The sequence below is a fragment of the Latilactobacillus fragifolii genome (genome assembly GCF_905332535.1).
In the GTDB taxonomy this organism is placed as follows: domain Bacteria; phylum Bacillota; class Bacilli; order Lactobacillales; family Lactobacillaceae; genus Latilactobacillus; species Latilactobacillus fragifolii.
This window is the reverse complement of sequence record NZ_CAJOCF010000001.1, coordinates 267,708-294,518: the sequence shown is the minus strand read 5'-3', so window position 1 is coordinate 294,518 and position 26,811 is coordinate 267,708. Positions and strand designations below refer to the sequence as shown.

The following is a 26,811-nucleotide window of genomic DNA, read 5'->3' as shown; positions in this document are numbered from 1 at the left end:
AGGATTGCTTTAGTCGGTTTAAAGCGCTAATTCTGGGAAAAGTAATTGCAAGACGTTCATTGAAACACGGCGCGCCTGCCCCATCATTGGGAAAAGATGCATTAACATTGCTGGATTATAATTTGCCTCTAGCACCACCGCCATTTCAGGATGTTGGGGATCATACGGTTGATACAAATTCGGCACAATGATGTCGATGCCGGTGATATTGAGGTTCAAAATAGCGGCTGCTTGTTCGGCAATTGCGAAATAACTTTGATCCATGTCATCAGTCACATCGACTGAATCGCCTCCATTAGAGATATTCGAATTTTGCAACAAGAAAACCTGTGAACCGCGAGCCGGAATATCTTCAGGACGATAGCCTTGTTGTTTCAACATGAGTTGTTCACGTTCGCCTAATTGGATATTTTGCAATGGTGTCAAATGCGCTTCACCACGTGCTGGATTGGCGTTTTTCTTAGCAACAAGTTGAGCAATTGTTGAATGCCCATCACCTACAACATTGGCAGGAATTCGTTCTAAAACAGCCTGGACCTTATGATTCATCACTAAAAAGCGGTATTCAGAACCCGCAATAAATTCTTCAACTAAAACCTGCTGATCGTATTTTTGTGCTAGCTTAAAAGCAGCGATAAAGTCCGCTTCGCTCGGACGAGTTAAGAATGTGGTAATGCCGGCGCCCATATTGCTGTGTTTAGGTTTAATGACAATTGCCCGCTGACCAAACGCCGCTTGATAATCTGCAACTGCCGTTTCTAAATCGGTATATTCAGCACCAGCTGGCACACGCATCCCATGACTTGCTAATAAAATTTTAGTTACGACTTTATTGTCGACTAACGGTCCACTGATGAGCCGGTCTAAACTCGTTATATTCCCATTTTTGACTAATTCATGGTGTTGTTGGTGGGTCAGCTCAATAAATTGTTCATCGCGATCCAAAACGGCCACGTGCAAGCCCTTTTGCAGCGCATCAAACATCAGCATTTGCGTTGATAATTCCATATCTGTGTAACCCTGTAATTGATAAGGGATTTCTGTCAACTCCCGTTTAAACTGTTTAGCCTGTTTGAGAGCAAATGACTTTAGTGAACCCTCTTCAATCGCTTCTGTTAATCGATAACTCAAGGTTTGTTGATAATCTTGAACACGGTCGTTCATCACTGTCCAAGCTTGTTTGAAGCGCTCATCTAAATGATAATCCGTAATGAATTGGGCTAAATCAGCCATGACAGCTTTTAATTGTACTTGGAGCTGTGATGGTTGCATCGGATTCTCTAATGCTACTGCGTTGTTTAACTGACGACCAATCTGAATCTGACTCGCTAAGTCGCCGGTCAATTTTGGTAAGGACAATAAATATATAAAGAATAAGTGCAAAAAGTCGAGCTGTTGCTGGTCAATGCCGGTTGCCGTGTAAGGGTTAATATCAAACCCACGAAATTCTAAATAATCAACACCAGTTGCTAACATCTGATCTAATGAGTGACTTCGTAACCGGACGGTCCCATAAAATTCACGTTCCGAAATCAAGTCGCCCTTAGCAATTGCCTGACGCATCGAATCAACGTATGCTGCGACCGAATCAAAATGAATTAATAATTGCTTATTACTATAACCGAATAATTCACTCGACCGTAAGCTCCGTACTGGGTGTTCTGGTAATTGGGTCATATCCGCTAAAAAGCCGTCTTCAGCAATCGGGCTTGCCCCAAAGAGATACGTTAAGACATAGTGATAACGCACGTAATTTTGTGCAATTTGGATGTACAAGGCATCGCTAAAATCTTTTAAATTTACGTAGTAATCGTGATAATATTCATCAAATAAACGCACCATTAACGTCGGTGATAGACTAAAATTATAATGAATACCAGAGACCATCTGTAACCGTCGGCCATAACGCTTGGTTAAATAGTCACGATAGGCTTTTACCGCTGGTGTGTATTCTGAAATTGGGATGGTTAATTCATCATCTGGTAACATTGGTGGCATACTGAGGGGCCAAATGTATTCCGAAGCGGCCATGCTTGATTGCAATACTTGTTCGAGCGCTAATAATTGTTGCTGAACATCGGTGGTCTGTTCGAAGGTATCCGTAACCAATTCTGTTTGCATCTCGGCAAAATCAGTCGCAATATATGGGTGAAACGTTCGCGACCCTAAATTACTAGGGTGCGGCTGTTGACTCAATGCGCCCAGTTCAGTTACTCGGTGCCCTTCTTTTTCGACGCCAAAAGCCCCTTGATTCAACAAAGGGGTCAGGCGTAGTTTTTTAATGTTTTCAAATAATTGATTAGGCATTTTGAAACCTCTTCTTAATTCAGTCTTATACACTTCTCATTATACACATCCCCAAAATCATTTAAAACGATAATTACTGGTAATTTGCACACCATGTTATACTAAAAGCAATCTAAACATTAAAGGATGAACGCTATGCAACAACCTCTCGCATTTCGCATGCGTCCGACTAACATCGATGAAGTTGTCGGTCAAACGCACTTAGTGGGCCCGCAAAAAATCATTCGCCGAATGGTCGATGCAAAGCTCCTCTCATCAATGATTCTATACGGACCACCTGGCACTGGCAAAACTAGTATCGCCAGTGCCATTGCCGGTAGTACCCAATATGCTTTTCGAATGCTGAATGCCGCCACTGATAGTAAAAAAGACTTACAGATTGTCGCTGAAGAAGCTAAAATGAGCGGTACCGTGATCTTACTTCTCGATGAAATTCATCGCTTGGATAAAACCAAGCAGGATTTTCTCTTGCCGCATCTAGAAAGTGGCCGCATTATTTTGATTGGTGCGACCACCGAAAATCCATACATCAGTATCAACCCTGCCATTCGAAGCCGGGCCCAAATTTTTGAAGTCAAACCCCTCACTGAAGCCGATATCCATGTCGCCATTCATCGGGCGCTAACCGATAAAGAAAAAGGCTTAGGGGCATTAGCCATTAATCTTGATGAACTGGCTGAACAATACCTTGCCCGCGTCACAAATGGTGATTTGCGTAGTGCCTTAAACGCGCTCGAACTGGCTGCCCGTTCAACACCACCTCATTCAGATACCAACATCATCGACATCGATATTAATGTCATTGAAGAATGTGTGCAGAAAAAAGCCATTACCCATGATAAAGATGGCGACGCACATTACGATGTCATCTCCGCTTTTCAAAAATCAGTCCGCGGCAGTGATGTCGATGCTGCCCTCCATTACATGGGACGCTTGATTGAAGCCGGCGATTTGCTATCGATTAGTCGGCGCTTAATGACGATGGCCTACGAAGATATCGGGCTGGCCAATCCACAAGCCTGCGCCCGCACTGTTGAAGCAGTTGTTGCGGCTAAACAATTGGGCTTTCCTGAAGCCCGAATCCCACTAGCTGTAGCAGTAATTGATCTGTGCCTATCGCCGAAGTCAAATTCAGCCATTACCGCCATCGATAACGCTTTAGCTGATATTCGTGCTGGTAAAGCCGGTGAAGTACCGGATCATCTCCGCGATGCCCATTATGCGGGCGCCGAAAAACTCGGTCATGGTGTCAACTACAAATATCCTCACAATTATCCTAACGACTGGGTCGCACAAGATTATCTACCAGATAAACTTTTAGGCAGTCACTATTACGAAGCCAAAGCAACGGGTAAATACGAACAAGTCCTCAAACAACAGCTAGAACGCTTGCGTCAAGCCAATTCACATAAGTGACCGGTTCCAAAAGTGTTGTGTTAAAGCCACAAGCGTGCTACTATAATAGTAGGATTTCTAAGGTGTGCGCGTCTTCCCACCTTATGTTGACCGATCAAGTAATTCGTTAATGGGACGGATGAGTTATTAGCGAGTGTAGACTTTTTCGCGAAGGAACCAAGTCTAATAATAATCTGACCCACCTGCATTTCCTAGCGGGCTCAACTATCGGGAAGCATCTACGGCACCACTAGATTTCCCAAAGTCCAACGACTTTGACCGGGCTAACGTTTACGTTGGCCCTTTTTTGTTGATTATTTTAGGAGGTTGTCCATTGATTCAAATCGCCATTATCGTTTTTTTAATTATTATCGCCCTACTTGGTGCGATTTTATGTTATTACCAAGACAAGAAGTTTCTACTCTTTGATTTAACTGAAAACCGGCATTTGGGTCGGATAATGTATTTTTCAGGGCTGGCACTTATCGGTGTAGCTATTTGCGGCGCTTTGATTTACTGGCTATTGCCACTCGCTTGGACACTATTGCCACTCGTTGCCGCCAGTTTAATCGCAGGCTTAGTCGGCCTTAGTTTTGCCACTAACCTTTAAGATTTACTTTTGGCACTGAACTAGCGTACAATAAAGGTGTAAAACTAAATGAGGTGATGACAATGTTACAACAATACAAGCACATTTTAGTCGCAATTGATGGTTCTTATGAAGCTGAACTTGCTTTCCGTAAAGCAGTTGAGGTTGCCCTTCGGAATAACGGACAGCTTCATTTGATTCACGTCATTGATACCCGCGCCTTCCAAAATATTTCCAGTTTTGATTCCGCAATGGTCGAACAAGTCACAGAAACGGCTAAGAAAACGATGGCCGAATATATTGTGACTGCCAATGAACTTGGCTTAAAAGATGTTGACTATAGCATTGAATATGGCGCGCCGAAGAGCTTAATTGCCCGCGAAGTTCCTGAAAAGAAGAATATTGATTTAATCATGATTGGGGCAACTGGCTTAAATGCCGTTGAACGTCTCTTGATTGGTTCAGTAACAGAATACGTTACTCGGACCGCCGTTTGCGACGTGCTCGTTGTGCGGACAGATTTAGATAATAAACAAACACTTAACAAGAAACATAGTAGCATTGGATCTGAAGAAGGATAAATGAATCATCAAAAAGCCGGGACCCCTGTGTCCCGGCTTTTTTTGTGATTAATCGCCTATTCAGCCAATTGTTGATCAACTTGTGAAATAATCTCAGGATGATGCCGAATTAGCGCCAAAGTCTTAGCAACCGTCAAATCCTGTAAGGCATTCTCGCGATGAAGCGCGTGTTCTGCACGACCAAGAATGAAATATAAGGCATCAAGTAAGTAGAGACTTTGCTGGTTAATTGCTTCATCAATCGCAAGCTGAGCATACTTAATCGCCCCTTCGTAATCCTTTAATTCAAAAAGAATTCCTGCTAAATCGTTATAAACTTGCAACTCCACTTGAAAATCGGTTAAAGCGAGTAAATCAGAGCGCTCTAGCATTTCAACAGCTTGTTCTGCATAAATCCGTACACGCTCCAAAGCGCCTTTCATCAAATAAGACTTGCTGATACCAATAATACATAGAATTCCGTAAGCATCAGTCTGAGAAACGACATACTGATTAAATGCCCGGTTGAAAAAGAAAAGCGCGTCGTCCGGTTTATTTTCAAGCAACAACTTAATTTGACCTTGGAAATAATAATACCGTTTGTAATCATCCGCTTTGTCCAGTTGATTCGTATAAATCTGCTGAATCAAATCATGTGCTTTTTTGAATTCATTGGTAAATAATAATGCCTGAATACGACTCAACAGGCCGTGTAATTGATCGTCTTCTTGTACAATCACTGAATCTAGCGTAATTTCAAGCCGTCGACAAATTTCCAACAAAATTTTGGTGCTTGGCACCTGGTTTTTTTTCTCAATTAAGCTAATTGTTGCTTGCGTACAAATCCCATCAGCTAACTCTGCTTGAGACATCCCCCGCGCTTTACGGATTTGCTTTAATTTATCCCCTAATATTCTCATTATTAAATACTCCAATTACATCATTATTTAATTTAAAATTAATTCCCGGAAAATGTAACCCAATTAAGTAATTTACACCAATTAGCAACGACGCTACTAATTACACTTATTATACTCTATGGACTAGTTATGTGGCATTACTTATTTTTATTAATTAAGTATTTTACACCACATACTAAATATTCCCAAACATTTATCTACAATTAATTATTAAGGTGCTATTCAATCTTCGAAAAAAAACGGCTTCCTGCAGCGGAAGCCGTTTTTTATAACGTTGCCAATATTGCCGGGACTTCTTTCAATGATTCAATTTGATAATCCGCTGCTGATTGATCAATCACAAAACGTCGATCAAATGGCTTTAGGGCAATCACAGTTAAGCCGGCCGCCTTCCCCGCTTGAATGCCAAGCGCTGAATCTTCAATCGCAACTGCTTCACTTGGGGCCAGATGCATTTTATTAAGGGCTTCTAAATAGACATCTGGTGCCGGTTTATTATGGGCAATTTCCGCGCCGCTGACAACCGTTTCAAAATACGGTTCTAATGCGGTCTCCAATAACATCTGTTGAATAATGCCACGCTCACCAGCTGATGCTAAGCCGATTTGATACATCGGCGCAATAGTTGCTAATAATGGTTTGGCATCTGGGTTCATAATATTTTTAAAAGCGATTGGATGGGCCGCTTTATACGACGTGTAGCCGTTTTTAATGGCTGCCCGTTCTAACGTCGTATGATTGGGAAACAATTGTTTTAAAACAGCATTCATATTGGAACCAATTTGTTTACGACTTTCGGCTGCCGTTAACCGCGCCCCAATTGCATTCAAAAACGCTAACCGTTGCTCAAAATAATACGGCTCACTATCGACTAAAACACCATCGACGTCAAAAATAACCCCTTTTACTGTCATCTCATCTCAATCCTATCTGATTAATTAAAATAAATCTGAAATCTTCCGCAAGTAATCTGCAATCTTATCTGGTAATTCAGGTTGGAGTAACAATGACTGTAAAAACCGGTTCCGGTTATACCACCGGTTCCAAAAACCAACCGTGTCCTGTGGCGACATCGTCAACAACGAACGTTGCCACTCCTGTAAGACGATTAAGCAGTAATCGACATAGAGTTGGTGCTTGTTCATTAAACTAATTAAAACGTTCGCCAAATGACTATCTTCACCATATGCAAGGGCGTGATCGGAGAAACGATACGCCTGTAGCACAATCGTCATCATCAAAATCTTATCCGCACGTTGGATTTCAGGAGCTTCATTAAGCTCAGACCAGACATTGATGATATGGGTCATTGCATGGGCCCAACCTTTACCGTCAACGTATCCCCGTGCATCTAACTCGATAATTGTATAAGCCATTATCCGTCGTTCAATTGCCAATAGTTCGGTCGCGCTTAATGTGTGGTAAAAAGTGCGATTGGCGTACAAAATCCCTGCTAGAAACATCGCGCTAAACGAGCGTAAAAAAACAGCGTCATTTTCAGGTTCTAAAATATGTGCGAATAAATAATCATCTTGTAACAAGCGATCCTTGACCCAAATCAACTGGGCCGGAGTTAAAACCGTCTGCCGTAGTAGCCGATTGAAAAGGTAAAAAACGCCTTTATCACGGACTTGGGCGTCTGGACTTGCAAGATGCTTTAATAAATCATCAAGTTCTTTATCGCTGATGGTCGCTTCTTTCCCTTTGGCTTTCAGCCGTTCATCAATTACTGTGATTCGCTGTAAGACCGACGCGTTGTCCTCAGGAACCACGACATGTGTCCGCCGTGCCTTATAATGGACACTATCCATGATGGCCAATACTTTTTCCGGAATTGATTGATAGATGTCCCCTTTAATCAGCGCACTTCGAAGCGCGTCTAACTGTTGCACCACATTTTGAACTTCCTTCATCATCATCACCCACTCTCTACTGAAAAACACCTAATAACTAACTATTATAATGCATTCGACCACAGACATAAACTATCAATCCTTAAACTGGCGCTATGTGACAAAATCGTTACCTCGCCCAGAATAAATGCCATCTTTCGACTGAATTAATGCTGTTTCGCGCTTGATATAATTAAGCCATCAATTCAAGGAGTTTTAATCATGAAGAAAATTATTTTATTTCTTTTTTTACTTGGGTTAATCATTATCGGCGGTCCCATTATTGGTTCAGCCACAACTGAAAACGCGTTAGACGGCAACGATCTTGCCCAGCAGTGGGATCGCTTCATTGATTCTTGGGCAGCCATTCCAAAATCTGAATTGCCCATTAAACTGCAGTCTATTCTATAATTGTTAAATACAATCAGCTTAAATAACGTTAGTTGCGAAATACAAACCAAGTATTTCGTTTTTCATTGCTTACATTTAATAAGTATGTTATATTATTTGCATGCACTGATAAAAACGATTTCATAAAGGGGCCATAAACATGACAGACTTATTCGCTTTACAACAAACTCGCCGGACAATCTATACACTTGGCAAAAACGTTTCAATGAGCGAAGCTGAATTATCAGCATTAATCTTCAAAACCATTCAAGAAACACCAACTGCTTTTAACGCACAAGGTTCACGCGCTATTGTTCTCTTTGGAAAAGCAAATGAAACACTTTGGAATGATATCACAGCAACAGCCTTAAAGCCCTTAACACCTGCTGAAAACTTCCCAAGTACACAAGCTAAACTGGCTTCATTCGCTGCAGGTGTTGGGACAATCTTGTTTTTTGAAGATCAAGCTGTTATCAAGCAACTTCAAGACAACATTCCCTTATATGCCGAAAACTTCCCTATTTGGTCAGAACAGGCTACAGGTATGGCGCAATACGCTACTTGGTTAGCGCTCACAGAAAAAAATATCGGGGCTAGCTTACAACATTATAACCCCGTAATTGATGAAGCCGTTGCTTCAAAATGGAACATCCCATCAAACTGGCAACTCCGCGCCCAAATGCCATTTGGCTCAATTGAAAAGCCAGCAGATCCTAAAGAATACAATACTGATGCTAGTCGCTTCCAAACATATTCAAACTAAAATTACTACTAAAACGCTAGAGCCAAACGAATTTTGGTCTAGCGTTTTTTGCTGCTCACCTTTAACTGTCGATCACGCACTACAAACAGTCTGCGATTGCGGGCACTAAAAAACGGTTCGCAAAATTGCGAACCGTTTTTTCTAATTAAGGAGAATGAGAGATTCGAACTCTCGCGTGGGCAGAACCCACCTGACGGTTTTCAAGACCGTTCCCTTCAGCCAGACTTGGGTAATTCTCCATATCAAATCTTACGACGTTTATTATAATACCAAGTTCGCTAAACACTGTCAAGCGTGTTTTTTTAAATAACTGCTATTTACACTCGGCAACCAAGTCGGTATCATGGAGGGGTGCATTTAAAATCAAGTAAGACTACTTGGACTGGTTCGGAAACTTCCCAGAATAAAAAACTAAGAATCTCAAGGAGGTTAGAAATAAATGCAATCTCGCAAAATCATTATTGATTGCGATCCAGGCATCGATGATACGCTCGCATTGAATTTGGCCATTCAATCGCCAGCTGTTGAAGTTGTTGCAATTACCATTGTTTGCGGCAACGTTCCTGTTCAAATCGGCGTGGACAATGCTTTTAAATGTCTTGAACGTCTCGGGCGACTAGACATTCCCGTTTACGTCGGTGCGGAGCGGCCGCTCCATAAACCCTTTGTTAGTGCGCAAGATACACACGGCACAGATGGTTTAGGTGACAGCCACATCCCACGCCTATCCACTACTCAACCGGCACAACAGTCTGCCGCTGATTTTTTAGCAACTACTTTTAATCAACCAAGCGACATCAGTATCATTGCCCTTGGCCCGTTGACCAACATTGCAACGGCCCTCCAGCTCAATCCAGATTTAGGTCGGCACTGTGCCCGCTTCGTCTCAATGGGTGGTACCTATAAGCGTCACGGTAATTGTTCCCCAGTTGCCGAATTCAATTACTGGAGTGATCCAGATGCCGCCTTATTAGTATTTGAACAGCTCAAGCAAAAAATTGAAATGGTCGGGTTAGACGTCACACGTGAAATTGTCTTCACGCCAACGTTACTCGCTTACTGTCAACGCATTAATCCTGAAGTTGGTGACTATCTAAAAGCCATCACTCAGTTTTATTTTGATTTTCATTGGCAGTATGAGCACATTATTGGTTGTGTAATCAACGATCCACTGGCAGTCGCCTATTTCATCGATCCAACTCTTTGTAGCGGCTTTGAAAGCTACACCACCGTCGAAACAACCGGCATTAGCATTGGCCAAACACTAGTTGACCGGTTTGATTTCTGGCATCGTCCTACCAATAGCCTCATTTTAACTGAGGTGGATACGACTCGTTTCTTTGAACAGTTTTTAACCGTCGTTTTAAATGCACAAGCATCACTCATTAAAACGGACTTACCAAAACTTAGATAAGGAACTCATTATGCGAAAAATTAAAACGCAACATCTAACTATCCTAGCACTTGCAATTGCCCTCAATTACGTAGGTGCTAACATTGCCCTATTTTTACGATTACCAATCTATCTCGACAGCATTGGCACCATTTTAGCTGGCGTCGTATTAGGTCCTCTAGCTGGGGCTTTAACGGCCACCTGTAGTAGTATCATCAGCGGCGTTACCACGGATTTATTCGCACTTTATTACTTGCCAGATGGTCTATTAACCGGCTTACTCGCCGGATGGTTCTTATACCACCATCAATGGAAAAAACGCGAGTTACCGCTTGTCGCTTTAGGCGTCGCCATTCCTGGCACAATTGTCAGTTCATTAATTACTTATTTCTTGTTCCATGGCATCACCTCTTCAGGATCAAGCTTGATTGTACAACTGCTAAGTGGTCTAGGACTGAATCAGTTTATCAGCATTACATTGGTTCAAGCCGGTACCGATTATCTGGACCGACTTTTAACAATTATCATTGTGACCCAAGTCTGCGTGCATCTGAAAAAACAGATTAAGACACTCTAAGCAATCCAAAAAAGCAAATGCGCTACTAATTGACGTTAGTAGCGCATTTGCTTTTTTAATTTTGCATCAATAAAGCGACATACCGTTCTAAATAATCCCGGTCGATTTCATCGTAAGCTTCAACGACTCGGCTATCAAGATCTAAAACCCCGATTAGTTGCTCCGCCTGCATCATTGGCACAACAATCTCGGAACGCGCGGCCGAATCACAAGCAATATAATTCTGATGTTGCGTTGTATCTTTGACAATTAACGTCGTTTGTTTTGCGGCTGCTTCACCACATACCCCTTTACCTAGTGCAATGTGCATACACGAAACATTTCCTTGAAATGGGCCTAAGATTAACTCAGCATCCTGATACAGATAATACCCCGCAAAGACCGTCTCGGGTAATATCTGCTTTAATAATGCTGAAGAATTTGCTAGATTGGCAATTAGATTCGTTTCACCGGTTAGCAAAGCAGCTTGTTGCTTCAAGAGCATCTCGTAAGCATCAATTTTGGCTTCCTTTGATTTAAACAGCGCAATCACTTCCTCTTTTCAAGCTATTATAGTGGAAGCTTACCACGTTAGCAACTCAAAAATGAGCCTTAATTTTTGACTGGAAAATCGTTTTTATTTCTGTTATAAAATAGCAACGGCTTGTTCGCGCAATTGGGCGCCAATCCCCCTGCTGGTACTCCCCCAGGTAAAAATATTTTTGCATGCAGGTCAGGCGCGTACTAATTAATCCTAGCGGCTGTCTGTCAAGTATCTGTCTGAATTAGCTAGTGTTGCTTACTTTTTAGCACTTGACCGTTGAATTAATTTAATCAATTGGTCAATTTTTCGATAAGCAACATCGCATGTATCCCCGTTGTCAAAGATAATTTGATGCGTTTCCTTATCAATGCGGACAATCTTGTCCAAATTAACCAAAATACTTTTATGGACCCGATAAAAGTGCGGTAGCTGTTCTTGAATAGCTACTATTCGCCCCGGAAATTCAATTAAACTGCTGTCACTATGTAAAAAGACATGCCGCGTTTTATGTGCCGTTTCAAAATAGTTAATGTCATCTAACGCAACTCTTTCAAACATTAAGCCGTTATTGTATTCAAAATAAGCCGGTTCATCTTCAGTTGGTACTTGTTGTTCACGTAGTTTAAGTGCATCATCAATTGTCGCTTGGATCTCTTGGCGAACTTGATCTAAACCACTATCCTTGAAGATGAAATTCAAAACATTAACTCGTCTTTGAATCGTTTCCATTAATAATTCATCATGGGTTGAAATAAACGCAATCTGCGCATATGGATCGAGTTCACGAATTTTAAGTGCCAGTTCAATCCCGTCGATATCATCGTTAGCTAAATCGATATCTAAAAAGTATACGCCCCCCTGCGTTTTACTTTCTTGTAATAAGATTAGCAGGTCATAACCATTTCTCGTTTTTAAACGAACTTTTGCATCCAAATTAGCCGCTTGAATATGTTGAGTAGCGATCTCTCCATAACTTTCCAACAAAACTTGTTCATCATCACATAAAAAAATGTTAACCATGCGTTTCCTCCATTTCAACTACTAACATTGCTACAAAATAGTCCCCATCTTGTTTTAAAATCAAGTGAAAATCCTGACGAGCATCCGTTATTTCCTTAGCTGTTGCAAGGCCAATCCCTCGATTGGTTCCTTTAGTTGAATAACCTGATTGATAAATTTTACCAAATTCAACCGGTTCAGTAATCGTGTTTTTAACACTATAAACGGTTTTATTATTTTGTTCAAATAAACTGACACTGATTTGGCCCTCTGGTACTTGGGCCACAGCTTCAATTGCATTGTCCAAAAAAATCCCCAATATCCGTAATTCGTCAAAATATTGCCGGTGTTGCTTAAATAATGCTGGTTGCACCTCTAAATTAAACGAAATTCGCTTATTATGCGCTTCAATGTACTTACTAAAAATAATGCCTTTGATATAGGCATTATTAATGTCTTGAAACCGGCCAATTGCCTGATCTTGAATCGTATCAAAATTATAGTGCGTCAACAGCGCATGGTAATCTTGTACTAAAACCGAATCACCGCGTTCATTAATCATCACTTCTAAAGCGAGTAACGCATTGGCAATATCATGGCGAAACTTACGAACTTCCTGATAGTTACGCTCAAGCTGATCGATGTATAATGTTAAACTTCTTTGGTTTTCTTGTTCTAAGTTCACTTTATTTTGTTGAATCGCCGCCTTAGTATACAATAACATTCCAATAATAATTAGTATCATTAATATTAAAACAATGCCTAAAACTAGGTATAAGTATTGCGCTGGTAAATTGGCACGTTTAAACTCGTCAAAAAGCACAATAACGGCACCCACAAATAATGTGAATCCCGTTAAAATTAGTCCAGCTACTCGTATCCCATTAGATACGATATAAGCCTTAATAATTTGATACAATCGTTTAACTAATATGCCAGAACCTGCAGCAATCATAAGTTGGCTAAGCATAATTAAGCCGACCATAATCCAAGTAAAATGTAGTTGTGCAAGTTTATTAATCCCATTTAATCGTGTATAACCAATCAGGCCCAAAGTCGTCATAACCGATGAAAACATGACGATTAAGTAACTTAAAAAAATAGCGATGAGTAACTCATAGTTGGTTTTAAGATGACTTAGTTTATCAAAACCATTCATCCAACCAAAAATACCAATCGCCGCCAGGATTAACCATAGTTCTTCCAAAAAATCACCAACGATTAAATCCATTCCCTGAACGAAAATAATGCCGAATACTACTTTAATAATGATGTTCTTCGGATTTTCTTGTTTTAGTGCTCCAATTAAAAATAAAATTAATATTAAAAATGAACTAAACGTACTTAGATTGATTACGACCTGCATCAATAGTGGCATAGTCATACGTAAAACTCCTAACTCCAATGCTTAATTCCAGAACCAAAAAATTAAATTTTGAATACCATTCATCATTATCATACACCTCCTTTCGTATGGTGAACACCCTGCACAAACCACATGCTAATTCTATCACTAATTAAAAAAATTTGGTTTGAATGTCATAAACGTGTACATATTTGTTTTAAACGTATATAATTAATCATAAATCTATATATATAATTACTATTCGGAGGCTAATCATGTTTTTAGGCCAAATAATTCATCAAAAACGGTTAAAGAAACAGCTCACACAATCTGAACTTGCAGCTGGAATCTGTACCCAAAATACAATTAGTAAGATTGAGAAGAAGAATTTACCACCGACAATTCCAATCTTAATTAAAATTTGTATTCGATTAGACATTACTTTAAATGAGCTCTTCACAGAGTTTAACGCGCTGGATACGGCTAGTGACGAAGGTGTTATTACGGCCGAGTCTGCCCTTCTTGCTGGTGATCCTAAACAAGCTATCGATATTATCAAAGATATTGATTTTACGGCATCCAATAAGCCCTACCCAGCTATTTTTTATTTTTTCCAAGGCTACTTAAGCTATCTTGATCATAAATCTGAATTACAAATTTTTTCAGCTTATAATTCTTTTACAGCTTCAATTATTGACGATAGCTCTACTCTCAAATTGCTATTAAATACTGGAATGGGGCTTATTTATCAAGAAGCAGGTGAAGACTTAGCCAGCTTTTATTTTGATAATAATATCAAGTTTATTCATCAAGTTGGTCGAGTGAACTCAATTGATGTACAGCGCATTCTATTTGCAACACGTCATACGGCAGAATATATGATTAACGAACACAATGCTAAAAATGCTATAGAATTGATTGATAATGCCTTAAAACTAAGTCAGAAAAACCGCCTTATTAGTCAAATTGATTATCTTTATTACCTAAAGGCCTTAGCACTAAAGCAAACTAATGCTGATTATACTGAAGCATTGAATACCGCCTTTATTTTTTCTAAATACCTCAAAAATAATTCACTTACATCACAAATCAATAATTTAAAATAATAAAGTAAACCCCCACTATACAACATGGTATAGTGGGGGTTTTTAGCGGACAAATTAGTTACGATAAACCCTTTTAAAGCAGGCCTATTTCCTGCTAACTTCTATTACAATACATCTATTTTAGATAATAAAATAACAAAATAGTATCTTATCGGATATGAGCACCCAGAACAATCAAAGAAAACATCCTCGTTATTTTCTTTAATCACTGGGCCCCTATTTAAAATCATAAGCTTTCGTGAACCTTCCTTTAAATAATTGAACCAATTGGTAAGATAATTTTAATTACTCCTTTTATCATTCATTATTTTTACCACATACTATTTTATCTGTCATCCCCCAAGCATTATTTTCATGCATTTTTTACTCAGATTATTTGTGATATTCAAAAGACCAAGCCATTTGGACTTGGTCTATGATTCTTTAGATAAAACGTTCTGCATACTTACGGAACCATTTTGGTACTTTAACAAGCAAGTAGCCCGGGATACCAAATAATAAAATAATAAATATCCATCCCGTAATATGAAATTCATTAGTAGGCGGTGTTGGATCAAGGTATAGGGAAACAACAGCGATGAACATGACTCCCCCTGCCATACACATCATAAAACCAGTTATGCCACCATTCCATGTCCGATTATCATCTAAGTAAAAACGGATCTTTTCTTCTGGTGTTTTATCGCTTTTCTTAATATTTATTAATAATATATACCAGGCACTAACCATCCAAATAAATCCTGAAATTGTCAAAGATCCCGTTATACACATTCCCATTATGTTTGAATCAACACTTGGATTGATTAATGTATCTAAATTATTACCAAAACCAAATATCGAAATATACCAAATTACTACTGTTCCTACTAGACTTATGGGCTTTAGATCACTAATTGTTTGTTGTTGCCCTTTCTTTCCATTAATTGTCTCATCATTAACATTCTTTAATGACGACCAAATAGCGACGCCGATGTTAAGAATTATATAAATAACCATCTTACTAATCAAAAATTCTTTTGATTGGTGTTGACGACCAAATAAAAAATAATAAATTACGATACTGCCCATATTAATAACCACCCTTTAGATTTGTTTTCAATCTTTATTTAATATAGTCCCAAACCTAAATAGCTCAGAACACTATTAACGACTATCTCCAATCATTACTACAAAAAATGATTTCGATAGCTGCTGCCTTAAGATTCCCGTTTTTTAAACTATATTGATTTTATTGTCAAAAAACAAGCTGATAAGATACTTGAGATTTAAATAAATCGTTCGGCAAATTTACGCAACCATTTGGGGATTTTAACAAATAGAGAACCTGGAATTCCAAATAACAAAACAATAAAAATCAATTCCGAAATATGAAATTTATTACTTACCACAGGATAATAATGTAACTTTAAAACACCTACCAGCATTAAGCCACCAACTAAACATGCCATAAGTCCCGTGAGTCCTTCATTCCACACTCGAAAATAAAACTTTTTCTTCAGGTAACCTGGTACTTTTTTTAATATTAAAAACTAATATAGACCAAGAAATTACCATCATTAAAAATCCGGACATAAAAGTCGTTCCAAATAACGCCATATCTAGTATATCTGAATCCAACTTAGGATTAATTAACATATTAAGATTTGTTGCAAAAGCAATTGTTGATAATAACCAACCTATTACTGTAATTAAAATGCTTTTTATTTTTAAATTGGCAATATCCTGTCCTTCATCCTTTTTCCCATAACCGCTTCATCATTAACATTCTTTAACGCAGGCCAGACAATACTTACTAAACAAATAATCAAGTATACAACTAATTTAACGATTAAAAATAATTTTGATTGTAGTGGATTACCAAAGAAAAAATCAAATATTGTGAGAAAAACCATATCACAAACTTCCTAAGTTAGATACAAATTGTCGTTCTTTATTCTGTTGATTAATTACGTCAATAATCGACTGTACTTGATTTATCTTAGCGCCATCCACGGTGTTTTTCAGAGAATTTTCGACATGCGTTTTAGTAGTATCAATTGTGGCATTGATAACTTTATCCTTAACTGAACCAAGTCCTATACCAACCTCTTTACCGACAGTCGCTACCGAGACACCTTCAGCTGTTTTTGGAAGAACTGATTTACTTGAATTACTGATTCCCGACACTATGTTCTTCCCAAAATCCTTATTTATTGAAGAAAGAACTGACCTACTGTCTTGAGAAATACCAACAACGATTCCTTTTTCACTTAAACTATCACTTAGAGCTATATTAAGACATGGTATATATCAAAAAAAGCTGGCTAACATCGCTTCATAGCTTCTTCGGTTTCATCATCACAGATAGATTATCCACCTCAATGATTTCAGTTTTTCCCCCCATTTTGACTATCTGAAAAAACTATTCGGAATATTAGACTCGATAGGAACCCTCGATAGCATCTTACAAATGACGCCATATGCCACTCCCACAATGGGTGATACTAGCGGTAAACGCCACCATACAATTGCAATTAACGGACTTAAAAAAATACTCATTAGTAAAACTATTTTGGATTGACCATTAGTTTTAATTCGGATCGTATGTGTCACTTTCAATGAATTAATCACAGGATTTCTTTTAGCATCCATTCTTAAGGTTACTTTTCTAAATTGTAATCCTAACGGAATTCCTAATACGACGCTTAGCCAGAAGAACACTGTTACTGACAAATTTGCGTCAATAAGTATTTCAAATAAAATATCCAATATAGATACTAACCAAAATAGCCAATACTTAGTTGGTTCATCATTAATTTATTTTAAAGAGAGTTGCTCTATTTGTTCATTAGTTAACTTCATAACATATCTAGTGTTCACTGCCAAAAGACAATTATAAAACCCCTACCAAGGATTCAGGGCAGTGGTTAAAAAGAATTCATCTTCTCTATTTCTGATAACAAAGAAGTTGTTTGTTCCGCTCACTTTAAATATTGACATTTTCTCGGTTTGATCCATTTGTAAACTCCTATGTACACAAGGAGTCTTGTTAACCGGGCTCATCATTTTATTTATATAACTAACTTATATCTTCCCCTTAATAAACTGATCAGCGTTATCTTTTTTCCATTCTTCCATTGCTACAATTAATCTTTCATGTTGTTCATTCACTAAACTCTCGCGAACAACTTCTGAGATATTATCTTGATTAAAATAATATAATTCTTCAGAAACAAGTCCCTGCGGATAAACAACACCAACATAATCAAAATAAGTTAGTTTCTCATCGGCCTCGTTTTGCTTAATTAACTGACCAATTCCGATAATAGCCATAAGACTAGTTTCTTCATCTAAGTATACTAATGTGCGAATTGGCAATATTTTATTATTCATTGTCATCCACCTTTTTATTTAGTACAGTTATTTAACTATTTTCGGTCCATGTAAAAGGAAATTCACTCTTCGCTGCATCGCCATATATAAAGGCTATCGGAAAAAACGAGCAAAACATTATAATTACCCAGGAAGTTAATTGAAACCTTAAAATACCAATTAAACCCAACAATAGAAGTAGGCAGGCTCCTCCTTGAACTAAGAAAAATATCAAATATCCAATAAATTGCGAAAAGTTCGATTTTAATTGATATCGAAATTTAGGATAGAACTTAACCAATGGTTTATTAAAAGCAATTTCAGCCATTCCTTTCAATTTAATTGCGTGTAACCAAAATGTAGTTACTAATATAACTGAAATTCCGACCCTTAAAACTAGATCTGACAAGATAATATTATTCAGAACACTGTACAGAATGACTGATACCGGCACCAACCACAAGCTACTATAATATGCCATTTTATTTTTCGATTTTATTTCCTTTTCAGTACCTAATTGCTTAGACATCTCTGTTATTTCGTTTGCTTCAGTCTTTGTCAATTCATAACCATCAATACCGTAATACATTAAGGCAGGGAAATAAGTTGCAATTTTTTTATAATTACCACAGTCAATCAGAAAGAATCTTTGATTCGACTCAACTAACCTATAACGTTTATTTGGTTGAGCAATTACTACTATTTTATTTTGTAGAAACAAATTGATAACCTCCGTTTATTTTAGGTATTATATAGCCAGGATTTTTTTCATCCTCCTTGGCTGTTTTATTAAATTGTTTTGTAATAGCATTTCCTACCGAATCAACTAATTCGTGCACTACTGGAATCTTCTGATATATAGTTTCTGCTATCACACCTGAAACTATAGCTTTCCCAATATTGTGACGTTCATTAAAATCTGCACAAAAAGTTAATATACTTCCAATTCGTTATTTTCTTCAATAACCGGGCCTCTATTTAAAATCATAATCTTTCGTGAGCCTTCCTTTAAATAAATAATTGATCCAATTGGTAACATAATTTTAATTACTCCTTATATCATCAGTTATTTTTACTACATATTTTGTATCTTTAATCGTCAGCATATTTAAATACGTATACATTATTAAAAATAATAGTCCAACTATAAATAGAACTAAACTAGCCTCTAAAAAGTAGCAATCCATAAATCATAAAAGTAATATATACAATAAAGCCTGCAAATAACAATAGCTTTGCTTTGACCCCTACTGGAAATAAGAATACTTTGAATAGTACCTTCTGATTACTCACTTGATTATGCTTATAACGCCACCCATACTAGTAACTCCTTTATTCTCCCACAAACTAACGCTGACCATTTTTTAGCTCAACATCTTAATTGATCGAACTAAAGCTTTACTAATTGTAGCCACCCTAATTGTACAAGTTATAACAACCTATTAAATCTGACGTTTTTGTAATCGTTCATTATTTGAACTTAGCCACTTATCTAAATCACCTTGAAAATTAATCTCTAGTTCATCTACATAACCTCTATAAACAATTCGATCAACATCAATTTTGTTAAAGTATATCGAATGATTTAGATCAAATCCCATTGGCATAATTGCACCTATATAATCATAAAAAGAGATTTTATCATTCGAATCCTCAAATAAAGGGATTCTCCCGATAATAATAACCCTCATATTTCCTTTTTTTAATTTTACGATTGTCCCAACAGGCAAATAATTAAGTCCATCAATTTCATTCATTGCTACCCATCCTTTCTCACTGGCATTAACCCCTCTGATGGATCATCCACGCCAATCAACTCAGTATTTCCCCATTCAGACCATCGGTAAAAGCTTGTTGGCAGTATTGGTTCGATTTTTTTATAAGTTGGAATTTTCCCAATTGATCCGTAAGAAATCGAAATCATTGCTGATACAACCGGAATCATGGATACCATTCTGAGAGGTTTAAAAATAACTAAAAATAAAACCAAAATAATCATTAAGGCAACGTAAATCCCTGTTAAATTCGACCGTATTTTCATTGTGTGTGTGACTTTAAACTGGTTTATAATGCCATTCTTCTTCTCGTCTCTTTTTAAAGACCAATATCTATAAGAAAATCCAACTACCATACCTAAAAAAATAAAAGCTGCTTGATATAGTGCGTTATTAGGAATCAATAAACTCACAAAATACATCAATGGAAGACATAAAATTCCTAGAATATATCGCCATCCTAATTCGCTTACAGATTGTGATTTAATTTGAATTGGCAGACAATCAACTTGCCTTGGTGTCAAAGCCATTAAGTTTCGCGTATTACTACCTAATAAAAAATTATAGACACCATACCACGGTATATACGAAGAAGTCAGAAACCACTCATTATTGATAGTTCTGACCACACAATAGTTTTTAATATCATCTAATCTAAAAATATTAATGACATTCCAGTTATTATTTTCAATATCTTTAATTTCCATTCGTAAGCCCCTTATACGTATCCATTGGGTTCCCAGAATACTTTCTGAAATAATCCTTTTCATATTCAGATAATTTATGATCACTATAAATATATTTCTCATTTAGTTCTTTTCGTATCCTAAAAGCTTCACTAATCCTATCTTGCCATGTATTCATAGGAACCTCTTCAAAAAAATTATCGATTTCTACTTGAGTGCCAACATTAATCGTAAATCCGCCGACCGCCACTCCAGCCGCTAGAGGCGTGCCTGTACCTACACTCCCGACTTCTATTGCAGCAGAAAATATTCCTGTTCCGCCTTCAATGAAAATTCCGGTTATTGTATTAACAGCAGTATGTGTAATTGCTTGCCCCAAATCATGACTTTTCTTGTAGTCATCATAGAAAACAAAACCACCACCCACAATAGGTACTCCCTTACTAATGTTTTTCATTCTTGTTGCTACAACCATTATTTCAGATAAATATTTTGATAAATATGGGCTCCCACTATCATAAATCTCTTTAAGTACTGATGCTGTTTTATCAAATACTTTTTCTATTCCATTTAAAATACCATCTTGAATAAATGGTGACGCTATTCCCCAAAAAGTATTTATTTTTTTATTAAAACGACTAGCTTCTTTATTTGTTAAATCGCCACGAATCGCTGCTATTAAGTAACCCTCTCTCGCAATCCTTCGCTTATGTGCTTTCAAAGCCGCTTTTTCAGCTGTTTTAACTGATAAATGTTGGGCCTTTGTCGCATTTTTGAAGTCCTGACTACCATATATAGATAGTGCTTGTGGGCTCGTGTAACTTAGCGATACAGCATTGCTGACACGTGTTAATTCGCTTGCTTGTTTATCTAAAATTGCAGTTACTGCAGACGCTCTAACATTGGTTACGAAAGAAGCCATATCCTTTTTCGTATTCGTTAATACCTTTTTTGCCGCATTAAAATCAGTGGTTAATTTCTTAGCATTCGGCTTATCAAAACTCATAATGCCCGCTGCTTGTGAGTATGCCTGATTAAATTGCCCTCCAAGTTTAAAATAATCAGTTTCCTTTTCTGATAGCTTCCGCTCTAATGCGTCAAGCTTCTCCGTATCGATTACGGCTGAACTACTGTGCTCGTTGACACCAGATTTAAAAGCTGTCAGTCGTTCAGTTAATGTTTGACTTAGATAATGCAATGCATCGTAATAGTTGGTTAGCATCGGTAGCTGATGATTACTGATGTCAGCGTTAATCGCTGTTTTCACCTTACCAGATAGTGCGTCACCATTCACCACTTTCTTAGCAGCTTTTTGCGCATCTTGCAACTGACCTTGAATTTTCTTTTGTGTACGGTCAAGTGAGTCCTGGAGCGTTTCTAATTCCGCAATATTAATTTTCATACTTCAGACTCCTTTTCAAAAGTTTCTACAAATAAGTCACTAAAAACATATGAATAACGTTGTCCTCGAATTTGACTCATCCTTAAGCCATTCCAGGTGAATTGTGCTTCATAATCATTGGTTAACCCCAACGCGACAACTCTTTTGATCATTAGATTATTGATAAATAATGGCTCAACATCAGGCATCATCCCAAAAGGCCATAGTGTACCCACATAATCAACGAGTTGTTGGTCTTCCTCTAATGGAATTTTTCTGGCATGTAATACTACCAGTAGCCCGTCGTCAGGATCTGTCATGAATTGTTCTGTTTCTTTGGGTAGCAACGCTTCGTCCAATTCGACTACTGTACCGATTGGATATATTTCACCAAAGACAGCATCAATTAGCGCCATAAATTGTTGGAATTCTTTAAACGTAAACGTTAGTTTTTGTTCTGCTCTGCTAATAACAACGCTGCGCTGCTGATAATCCATTCGAACATTCATCTTTGCACCAAGCATTGATTTATGTTCAAACGAAGATAATTGGTTAAGATAAGCCAGGTAAAGTTGTTTAAATAGCGATTTCTGGGTACCTAACATCGTGCCAATGGTTAAATAATCTTGTATAGATTTTTCCGTTTTAAAACTTCTTTCGAGAGTAATTCGCCACAGGTCATTTTTATCCACTGCAATTAACCTCCTTTACGCATCGTCGCAGCACCTTGACGATCATCTTCGTGCTTATTTTTAGCGGCTTTCATCATCTTGGTACCATCTGCATCTACATAAGCTTTAAATTGTTTCAAGGATGTATTAAAATTTTTTGAAAGTTCATGAATTTCCTTAAAAGCTTCCATATCCGTCTTAGTTACCGACGTATCTTTAACTGTACTAACTTCACTAACAAATTGCTTAAGACCAATGATTTCTCGTTGCCACTGATCTAATTTTGTTCCTGTTTTAGTTGCCATATCAATTTCCCCTTAATAACGAACTAATCTCAGAAGACAATGAACCTATCACCCGATTTATTTCTCCTATAATACCCATTAAACCATCTGATTCATATTGAAGCGCCATAATTTTCTTTTCGATTAAACCGCAATTATAAACATGCTTAGCCTCGATAAGACCAATCGTTGCTATAGTATCGTTTATTTTTGCATCGAATTTATCACGACGATCTCCTTTAAAATTCGCATCTGGCTGCAATAATGACCGAGACATTTGTTCTCGATAGCGATTGAGCTGCCCATTAAGTACTAGAATTTTGCGTCTTACCACCCTTAGTTCTTCAATCTGCGCATCAATACTTTTTTTCTTATTTTTAGCCGCGATAAGCTTTGCTTTCTGAGCTGCACTTTGTTTTTGCTTCTGTGCCGCTTTATCGTCAGTCATAAATCGAAATCCCTCCCATGATTAATAATCGTAAAGCACCTTCACCAATATATACTATATCAAATATTCATTGCGCAATATATACTCTGATACAAACTGTCAACATTATGTACTAAACGTTATATTAGCCTCACAAAAACGATATTTTTGTGCTATAACCGTCTCCATATAAATTGTCATTGTGCCAACATAATCAATTAATGAGGATTCACTTAGTGTAACTTTACGCGCATGGTTCGAACAACAATCCTAGATAACCTTCTGAAAGCATCTTCTAATCGCATAATTTAAACCGACCTTTTTCTAGTCAAGGCTCTATTTTTTCGATTCCCATCGAGTAGTAGGTGCCTTTTTTATTTTATTAAATTCCAAAGTTTATCATTTAATGCACTGATGGACTGATTGATTTCTATTCTTTTTGAGTTATCATTATCCCAAACATAAAATCGGTTAATCCTCCCTGAGGGGGATAAATATTCTTCGACATATCTTTTAATATTTCTTTTTTTTCGAACTCTTAATATCTGAATCTAAAATTTCATTTATATCTTTTAACTTCTGAATTTGATAATTGATTTTCCCATTATCATATTTTATTAAAAGTAATAATAATTGTTGTACTACAGTTTTAATCTCAAGTTCAGTTTCCACATAACTCACCCTATCCTACTTTAATGGTTGCTTCCCTAAAATATTTACTTTGTCTAAAAGCCATGGATTTTGAATAAATACTTGATTATTATTTAATCCTCCTTGATAGATTCCACCTTGGCTCCCTACTAGTCCTTTGTAAATTGTTGTACCAGCTGGTATCTCAACCTTATAGACTGTATCTATGGTGGATGTTCCCGTTAACGTCCCATTTTTATCTAACCATTGAGGTTTTACTGCCAAATTGATTCGAATATCTGCTACTGAACTAGGTGGTGTTTCTGTGAACCACTGTCCTAAGGGACTTGTCGAATCTCCACCTCTATAGTAGACTTTCGATTCTTTTAAAACCTCCATATCATATCTGCCACCATAAAAATTATTATTTGGTTGCTCTCTAACTTTATTTAATGGTCCTGGATTGTCATCTCCATTATATTTATAAGTATATAAATCATCGTATTTTGAAGTTACGTTAGCCGCACTGACTTCCTCACCTTCAGCTACCATCCGCTCGTTCTTCATCACGATTTCTTCTTCGGCTTTAGCTGTTCCTTTTGATCTTTAAGTAACTAATAAAAAAAGGTATGTTCTCGACTGAATATAGAGAACATACCTTTTTACTTTAATATTTGAATTTATTCTTCTAAAACTTCTTTTTTCATCTTCAAAATCTAGCAAAATAGCATGGAAAAACTGGAGCGTTCTTTATAATTTACTAATATACAATTTACTTCCACAGTCATAAATCTATCATTTTTCCAACAAAATTTTTATTTGTCATTTGGCTGCAGGTATCATTTCTTTCGGTCTTTCAACATACTTATCGTTTTCTATTGTGACTAAGCAATTATCGCAAGTTTTGTAAATAATCGTTTGATCTGTAGAAGATGGAATTTTTAAATTAGCATCTTGACAACTTGGACATAACTCTTCTGTCATAAATGTAGCAACATCCCATAACATATGAATTACATTGCCACAAATCTCTTTTTCAGTTGTTTTGAGCATCTCTCTTGCACAAAATGATGCCCACCCTTCTAAATTATCATCTGTAGCCCTAGATAAAATTCATCTTCTTTAAATTTTTCAATGCTATTTAAATTGTTTTCAAAAACAAAATTTCTAAAATTGAGGTCATACTTATTGATATATTCAATCAATTTTCTGAAAATATTCAAAGTTCATTTTTTTTAAAGCTTTTATACAACTGTACAATTTCTTCGTTCATGCTTATTCTCCTACGGTTTTGGTATTGAATACGTAGTAACCAAATTACCTACTTTATCTATTATAATGCGAATGTAATTTGTTGACTGACCACCTACATTAGGTAGACTTGGTTTTACAGTCCTTGCAATCATTCCAATGTCGACTGTCTCCAAACTACACCTTTGTATTGAAATATATCACATTATAACTCTTCTGATTTTTTAATTTCAGAAATGATATTCTGGATTAAAAAATCTAAAAACTGACTTATTTTATCTTTGTCGTTTTGATTAATCGATAGTGTGTATTTTTTTTTCGGCTAGCAAAAACACCCGTTCTTTATCATAATCAGACGAATGATTCATTTTAGCTAAATACGGAATTGTCTGCCCTGAACTGATTAAAAACGAAATAGCTTTCTTTTGAATTAACTCACTCTGACCTAATCCAATAGCTGGAACGGCATCACTAAAATAAAGACTAACATCACCATTAATCGTACAGAATAATGTGACTAGCCTATTATTAGTTTTAAAATCAATTAAAGCCGCATAGACTTGCGTCTCATTCTCTAATCTAATTCCTAAATCTTCAGGTTGTATTTCTAATGCCTTAGACCGTAAATCATCATAAATTGCTTTATTATTCATATTATTTTTTCACCCTCTTATAATCACCGCTTTTGGTAATTTTATAAAACTCTAAGTTATTTTGTTGAATATCTTTTTTTAAAGCTTTAATTGCTTTGAATATATCCTGTTCATCTAATCTATTATTTAATTCCTCATGAAAACTTAATAAGAAACACACAAATGAACCGTATTTTATCTTTATCGTAAATAGGAGATTTTCGTATTCAAAAGTAATTTCATAACCATATATTGGATAAAGGTAAATCAATTTAAAATATCCCATTCCAGCATTATGATTAGAAAAAGTTTTATTTTTTAAAATTAATTCATCTCCAAATATCTTAAAAAAAGTAGCTTCTGTGAATCCTAAGTATTTCTCATTAATAAAATCTTTTTCATCTAACAAGCCGCCAAACATCTCCATACTTTTCTATTTTAAAACCATGATCTAATAAATAATTCACTTCCTTAGAGTAAAACGAATTGTTATTAATAATAAACTCTTTTAAATTATGTGAGAAAAGAATATCTCTACCCGAACCCACTTGAATATCTAAAAATTTTTCATTAATCTTCCAAATTTCAGAATCGCTATATTCTGAGCTAAGTTGACTCCAATCATCCAAGTCAAAATATTGAGAATTAAATTCATTTGCTTTAGTCACATAGTTTGTAGAACCACCACCATCGTACTTTCCAAGCATTACAGAATCTGCGTTATCTGAACCTTTAATAGCGTTAAACGCCTTGCCTTCTGCTTCAACTGATGACATAACTTTTTCACTTTTAGCCGTGGCTTTCTCGCCTTCTATTGCCATCCGCTCGTTTTTCAGCACGATTTCTTCGGCTTTGGCTGTTCCTTCGACAGCGACTGCAGTTGCGACCATTTCAATTACTGCAGCTACCTTTTCCATATCAATTCTATGCAAATCAGATTATTTGTCCTATTTAAAAGACCAAG

Annotated in this window: 31 protein-coding genes, 1 tRNA gene, 2 pseudogenes and 1 riboswitch; of the genes and pseudogenes, 8 read left to right on the top strand and 26 right to left on the bottom strand. The window is 37.0% G+C overall.

All coding sequences use genetic code 11. The features are described 5' to 3' along the window. Positions 1-18: 18 nt before the first annotated feature. A complete protein-coding gene (gene gshAB / locus J7Q78_RS01435; protein ID WP_208422797.1) occupies positions 19-2,307 on the bottom strand; it encodes a bifunctional glutamate--cysteine ligase GshA/glutathione synthetase GshB in 2,289 nt (762 codons plus the stop codon). A gap of 135 nt (positions 2,308-2,442) precedes the next feature. Here gshAB and J7Q78_RS01430 point away from each other — a divergent pair, with 135 nt between their 5' ends. The 3 genes from J7Q78_RS01430 (at position 2,443) to J7Q78_RS01420 (ending at position 4,872) form a co-directional block, all read left to right on the top strand. Continuing rightward, positions 2,443-3,723 (top strand): replication-associated recombination protein A, encoded by a 1,281-nt coding sequence (locus J7Q78_RS01430; protein ID WP_208422798.1) that lies wholly within the window; start codon positions 2,443-2,445, stop codon positions 3,721-3,723. 313 nt (positions 3,724-4,036) lie between these two features. Further along, positions 4,037-4,312 (top strand): hypothetical protein, encoded by a 276-nt coding sequence (locus J7Q78_RS01425; RefSeq protein WP_208422799.1) that lies wholly within the window; start codon positions 4,037-4,039, stop codon positions 4,310-4,312. A 62-nt stretch (positions 4,313-4,374) separates the two neighbouring features. After that, the gene (locus tag J7Q78_RS01420) at positions 4,375-4,872 is read left to right on the top strand and encodes a universal stress protein (protein WP_208422800.1); all 498 of its coding nucleotides are present in this window, start codon (positions 4,375-4,377) and stop codon (positions 4,870-4,872) included. A 56-nt stretch (positions 4,873-4,928) separates the two neighbouring features. Here J7Q78_RS01420 and J7Q78_RS01415 read toward each other — a convergent pair whose 3' ends face one another. The 3 genes from J7Q78_RS01415 to J7Q78_RS01405 form a co-directional block, all read right to left on the bottom strand. Further along, complete coding sequence (locus J7Q78_RS01415) at positions 4,929-5,771, bottom strand: helix-turn-helix domain-containing protein (protein WP_208422801.1); 843 nt, start codon at positions 5,769-5,771, stop codon at positions 4,929-4,931. Between the two features lie 266 nt (positions 5,772-6,037). Continuing rightward, entirely contained in the window at positions 6,038-6,685 is a 648-nt protein-coding gene (locus tag J7Q78_RS01410) for an HAD family hydrolase (protein ID WP_154241907.1), read from the bottom strand. Positions 6,686-6,709: 24 nt separating this feature from the next. Further along, the gene (locus J7Q78_RS01405; protein ID WP_235688027.1) at positions 6,710-7,690 is read right to left on the bottom strand and encodes a DUF2785 domain-containing protein; all 981 of its coding nucleotides are present in this window, start codon (positions 7,688-7,690) and stop codon (positions 6,710-6,712) included. Positions 7,691-7,885: 195 nt separating this feature from the next. On the opposite strand from J7Q78_RS01405, the gene J7Q78_RS01400 reads away from it, so the two are divergent. Further along, positions 7,886-8,074, top strand: a complete 189-nt coding sequence (locus J7Q78_RS01400; protein ID WP_208422802.1) for a hypothetical protein — start codon at positions 7,886-7,888, stop codon at positions 8,072-8,074. Between the two features lie 139 nt (positions 8,075-8,213). After that, positions 8,214-8,816, top strand: coding sequence for a nitroreductase family protein (locus J7Q78_RS01395; protein WP_208422803.1), 603 nt, complete (start codon positions 8,214-8,216; stop codon positions 8,814-8,816). A 148-nt stretch (positions 8,817-8,964) separates the two neighbouring features. On the opposite strand, the gene J7Q78_RS01390 is transcribed toward J7Q78_RS01395, so the two are convergent. Further along, positions 8,965-9,055: transfer RNA gene (locus tag J7Q78_RS01390), tRNA-Ser, on the bottom strand. A 137-nt stretch (positions 9,056-9,192) separates the two neighbouring features. After that, positions 9,193-9,237, top strand: a riboswitch (PreQ1 riboswitch). An 18-nt stretch (positions 9,238-9,255) separates the two neighbouring features. On the opposite strand from J7Q78_RS01390, the gene J7Q78_RS01385 reads away from it, so the two are divergent. Together J7Q78_RS01385 and J7Q78_RS01380 are read left to right on the top strand one after the other, a co-directional pair. After that, positions 9,256-10,230 carry a nucleoside hydrolase gene (locus J7Q78_RS01385; protein ID WP_154241905.1) on the top strand — a complete coding sequence of 325 codons (975 nt, stop codon included), beginning with the start codon at positions 9,256-9,258 and terminating at the stop codon, positions 10,228-10,230. 10 nt (positions 10,231-10,240) lie between these two features. Continuing rightward, the gene (locus tag J7Q78_RS01380; RefSeq protein WP_208422804.1) at positions 10,241-10,786 is read left to right on the top strand and encodes an ECF transporter S component; all 546 of its coding nucleotides are present in this window, start codon (positions 10,241-10,243) and stop codon (positions 10,784-10,786) included. Positions 10,787-10,841: 55 nt separating this feature from the next. On the opposite strand, the gene J7Q78_RS01375 is transcribed toward J7Q78_RS01380, so the two are convergent. From J7Q78_RS01375 to J7Q78_RS01365, 3 genes are all read right to left on the bottom strand, one after another. Next, a complete protein-coding gene (locus J7Q78_RS01375) occupies positions 10,842-11,270 on the bottom strand; it encodes a GAF domain-containing protein (protein WP_154242265.1) in 429 nt (142 codons plus the stop codon). Between the two features lie 294 nt (positions 11,271-11,564). Next, positions 11,565-12,329 carry a LytR/AlgR family response regulator transcription factor gene (locus J7Q78_RS01370; RefSeq protein WP_154241903.1) on the bottom strand — a complete coding sequence of 255 codons (765 nt, stop codon included), beginning with the start codon at positions 12,327-12,329 and terminating at the stop codon, positions 11,565-11,567. Then, positions 12,322-13,692, bottom strand: coding sequence for a sensor histidine kinase (locus J7Q78_RS01365; RefSeq protein WP_208422805.1), 1,371 nt, complete (start codon positions 13,690-13,692; stop codon positions 12,322-12,324). Before J7Q78_RS01365 ends, J7Q78_RS01370 begins: the two co-directional genes overlap by 8 nt. Before the next feature lie 236 nt (positions 13,693-13,928). Here J7Q78_RS01365 and J7Q78_RS01360 point away from each other — a divergent pair, with 236 nt between their 5' ends. Beyond that, positions 13,929-14,759, top strand: a complete 831-nt coding sequence (locus J7Q78_RS01360) for a helix-turn-helix domain-containing protein (protein ID WP_208422806.1) — start codon at positions 13,929-13,931, stop codon at positions 14,757-14,759. A gap of 104 nt (positions 14,760-14,863) precedes the next feature. Here J7Q78_RS01360 and J7Q78_RS10085 read toward each other — a convergent pair. The 18 genes and pseudogenes from J7Q78_RS10085 to J7Q78_RS01280 form a co-directional block, all read right to left on the bottom strand. Continuing rightward, positions 14,864-15,004, bottom strand: a pseudogene (locus J7Q78_RS10085) (hypothetical protein); the annotation flags it as partial. 178 nt (positions 15,005-15,182) lie between these two features. Then, positions 15,183-15,827: a hypothetical protein gene (locus tag J7Q78_RS01355; RefSeq protein WP_208427746.1), complete on the bottom strand. Its 645-nt coding sequence runs from the start codon at positions 15,825-15,827 to the stop codon at positions 15,183-15,185. Between the two features lie 825 nt (positions 15,828-16,652). Continuing rightward, positions 16,653-16,925 (bottom strand): hypothetical protein, encoded by a 273-nt coding sequence (locus tag J7Q78_RS01350; protein ID WP_208423176.1) that lies wholly within the window; start codon positions 16,923-16,925, stop codon positions 16,653-16,655. Between the two features lie 897 nt (positions 16,926-17,822). Beyond that, the gene (locus J7Q78_RS01345; RefSeq protein ID WP_208423177.1) at positions 17,823-18,131 is read right to left on the bottom strand and encodes a DUF4176 domain-containing protein; all 309 of its coding nucleotides are present in this window, start codon (positions 18,129-18,131) and stop codon (positions 17,823-17,825) included. A 31-nt stretch (positions 18,132-18,162) separates the two neighbouring features. Next, on the bottom strand, positions 18,163-18,831 hold the full coding sequence (locus tag J7Q78_RS01340) for a hypothetical protein (protein WP_208423178.1): 669 nt from the start codon (positions 18,829-18,831) through the stop codon (positions 18,163-18,165). Then, on the bottom strand, positions 18,815-18,949 hold the full coding sequence (locus tag J7Q78_RS10060; protein ID WP_268911941.1) for a hypothetical protein: 135 nt from the start codon (positions 18,947-18,949) through the stop codon (positions 18,815-18,817). Before J7Q78_RS10060 ends, J7Q78_RS01340 begins: the two co-directional genes overlap by 17 nt. 107 nt (positions 18,950-19,056) lie before the next feature. Next, positions 19,057-19,149 (bottom strand): annotated as a pseudogene (locus J7Q78_RS01335) (DUF4176 domain-containing protein); the annotation flags it as partial. Between the two features lie 403 nt (positions 19,150-19,552). Next, positions 19,553-19,867, bottom strand: a complete 315-nt coding sequence (locus tag J7Q78_RS01330) for a DUF4176 domain-containing protein (protein ID WP_208423197.1) — start codon at positions 19,865-19,867, stop codon at positions 19,553-19,555. Between the two features lie 2 nt (positions 19,868-19,869). Next, on the bottom strand, positions 19,870-20,592 hold the full coding sequence (locus J7Q78_RS01325) for a hypothetical protein (protein WP_208423198.1): 723 nt from the start codon (positions 20,590-20,592) through the stop codon (positions 19,870-19,872). Then, complete coding sequence (locus tag J7Q78_RS01320; RefSeq protein ID WP_208423199.1) at positions 20,582-21,973, bottom strand: T7SS effector LXG polymorphic toxin; 1,392 nt, start codon at positions 21,971-21,973, stop codon at positions 20,582-20,584. The genes J7Q78_RS01325 and J7Q78_RS01320 overlap by 11 nt, the downstream gene beginning before the upstream one ends. Then, positions 21,970-22,644, bottom strand: a complete 675-nt coding sequence (locus tag J7Q78_RS01315; protein ID WP_208423200.1) for a DUF4176 domain-containing protein — start codon at positions 22,642-22,644, stop codon at positions 21,970-21,972. Before J7Q78_RS01315 ends, J7Q78_RS01320 begins: the two co-directional genes overlap by 4 nt. 5 nt (positions 22,645-22,649) lie before the next feature. Further along, positions 22,650-22,928 carry a hypothetical protein gene (locus J7Q78_RS01310; protein WP_208423201.1) on the bottom strand — a complete coding sequence of 93 codons (279 nt, stop codon included), beginning with the start codon at positions 22,926-22,928 and terminating at the stop codon, positions 22,650-22,652. 1 nt (position 22,929) lies between these two features. Next, entirely contained in the window at positions 22,930-23,355 is a 426-nt protein-coding gene (locus tag J7Q78_RS01305) for a hypothetical protein (RefSeq protein ID WP_208423202.1), read from the bottom strand. A gap of 666 nt (positions 23,356-24,021) precedes the next feature. Further along, a complete protein-coding gene (locus J7Q78_RS01300) occupies positions 24,022-24,531 on the bottom strand; it encodes a hypothetical protein (RefSeq protein ID WP_208427745.1) in 510 nt (169 codons plus the stop codon). Between the two features lie 255 nt (positions 24,532-24,786). Further along, positions 24,787-25,017 carry a hypothetical protein gene (locus J7Q78_RS01295; protein ID WP_208423204.1) on the bottom strand — a complete coding sequence of 77 codons (231 nt, stop codon included), beginning with the start codon at positions 25,015-25,017 and terminating at the stop codon, positions 24,787-24,789. A gap of 491 nt (positions 25,018-25,508) precedes the next feature. Continuing rightward, a complete protein-coding gene (locus tag J7Q78_RS01290) occupies positions 25,509-25,868 on the bottom strand; it encodes a hypothetical protein (RefSeq protein ID WP_208423205.1) in 360 nt (119 codons plus the stop codon). 1 nt (position 25,869) lies between these two features. Further along, a complete protein-coding gene (locus J7Q78_RS01285; protein WP_208427744.1) occupies positions 25,870-26,256 on the bottom strand; it encodes a hypothetical protein in 387 nt (128 codons plus the stop codon). Next, positions 26,246-26,779: a hypothetical protein gene (locus J7Q78_RS01280; RefSeq protein WP_208423187.1), complete on the bottom strand. Its 534-nt coding sequence runs from the start codon at positions 26,777-26,779 to the stop codon at positions 26,246-26,248. Before J7Q78_RS01280 ends, J7Q78_RS01285 begins: the two co-directional genes overlap by 11 nt. Positions 26,780-26,811 lie beyond the last annotated feature (32 nt).

Bases quoted from the DNA above. Each gene is read 5' to 3' on its own strand.
- J7Q78_RS01330 (WP_208423197.1), bottom strand. From the start codon at position 19,867: ATGAATGAAATTGATGGACTTAATTATTTGCCTGTTGGGACAATCGTA.
- J7Q78_RS01320 (WP_208423199.1), bottom strand. From the start codon at position 21,973: ATGAAAATTAATATTGCGGAATTAGAAACGCTCCAGGACTCACTTGAC.
- J7Q78_RS01400 (WP_208422802.1), top strand. From the start codon at position 7,886: ATGAAGAAAATTATTTTATTTCTTTTTTTACTTGGGTTAATCATTATC.
- gshAB (WP_208422797.1), bottom strand. From the start codon at position 2,307: ATGCCTAATCAATTATTTGAAAACATTAAAAAACTACGCCTGACCCCT.
- J7Q78_RS01380 (WP_208422804.1), top strand. From the start codon at position 10,241: ATGCGAAAAATTAAAACGCAACATCTAACTATCCTAGCACTTGCAATT.
- J7Q78_RS01415 (WP_208422801.1), bottom strand. From the start codon at position 5,771: ATGAGAATATTAGGGGATAAATTAAAGCAAATCCGTAAAGCGCGGGGG.
- J7Q78_RS01305 (WP_208423202.1), bottom strand. From the start codon at position 23,355: ATGACTGACGATAAAGCGGCACAGAAGCAAAAACAAAGTGCAGCTCAG.
- J7Q78_RS01420 (WP_208422800.1), top strand. From the start codon at position 4,375: ATGTTACAACAATACAAGCACATTTTAGTCGCAATTGATGGTTCTTAT.
- J7Q78_RS01295 (WP_208423204.1), bottom strand. From the start codon at position 25,017: ATGCTCAAAACAACTGAAAAAGAGATTTGTGGCAATGTAATTCATATG.
- J7Q78_RS01370 (WP_154241903.1), bottom strand. From the start codon at position 12,329: ATGGTTAACATTTTTTTATGTGATGATGAACAAGTTTTGTTGGAAAGT.
- J7Q78_RS01365 (WP_208422805.1), bottom strand. From the start codon at position 13,692: ATGACTATGCCACTATTGATGCAGGTCGTAATCAATCTAAGTACGTTT.
- J7Q78_RS01360 (WP_208422806.1), top strand. From the start codon at position 13,929: ATGTTTTTAGGCCAAATAATTCATCAAAAACGGTTAAAGAAACAGCTC.
- J7Q78_RS01345 (WP_208423177.1), bottom strand. From the start codon at position 18,131: ATGAATAATAAAATATTGCCAATTCGCACATTAGTATACTTAGATGAA.
- J7Q78_RS01325 (WP_208423198.1), bottom strand. From the start codon at position 20,592: ATGGAAATTAAAGATATTGAAAATAATAACTGGAATGTCATTAATATT.
- J7Q78_RS01405 (WP_235688027.1), bottom strand. From the start codon at position 7,690: ATGATGATGAAGGAAGTTCAAAATGTGGTGCAACAGTTAGACGCGCTT.
- J7Q78_RS01410 (WP_154241907.1), bottom strand. From the start codon at position 6,685: ATGACAGTAAAAGGGGTTATTTTTGACGTCGATGGTGTTTTAGTCGAT.
- J7Q78_RS01290 (WP_208423205.1), bottom strand. From the start codon at position 25,868: ATGAATAATAAAGCAATTTATGATGATTTACGGTCTAAGGCATTAGAA.
- J7Q78_RS01300 (WP_208427745.1), bottom strand. From the start codon at position 24,531: ATGAAGAACGAGCGGATGGTAGCTGAAGGTGAGGAAGTCAGTGCGGCT.
- J7Q78_RS01310 (WP_208423201.1), bottom strand. From the start codon at position 22,928: ATGGCAACTAAAACAGGAACAAAATTAGATCAGTGGCAACGAGAAATC.
- J7Q78_RS01430 (WP_208422798.1), top strand. From the start codon at position 2,443: ATGCAACAACCTCTCGCATTTCGCATGCGTCCGACTAACATCGATGAA.
- J7Q78_RS01355 (WP_208427746.1), bottom strand. From the start codon at position 15,827: ATGGGCAGTATCGTAATTTATTATTTTTTATTTGGTCGTCAACACCAA.
- J7Q78_RS01385 (WP_154241905.1), top strand. From the start codon at position 9,256: ATGCAATCTCGCAAAATCATTATTGATTGCGATCCAGGCATCGATGAT.
- J7Q78_RS01375 (WP_154242265.1), bottom strand. From the start codon at position 11,270: ATGCTCTTGAAGCAACAAGCTGCTTTGCTAACCGGTGAAACGAATCTA.
- J7Q78_RS01395 (WP_208422803.1), top strand. From the start codon at position 8,214: ATGACAGACTTATTCGCTTTACAACAAACTCGCCGGACAATCTATACA.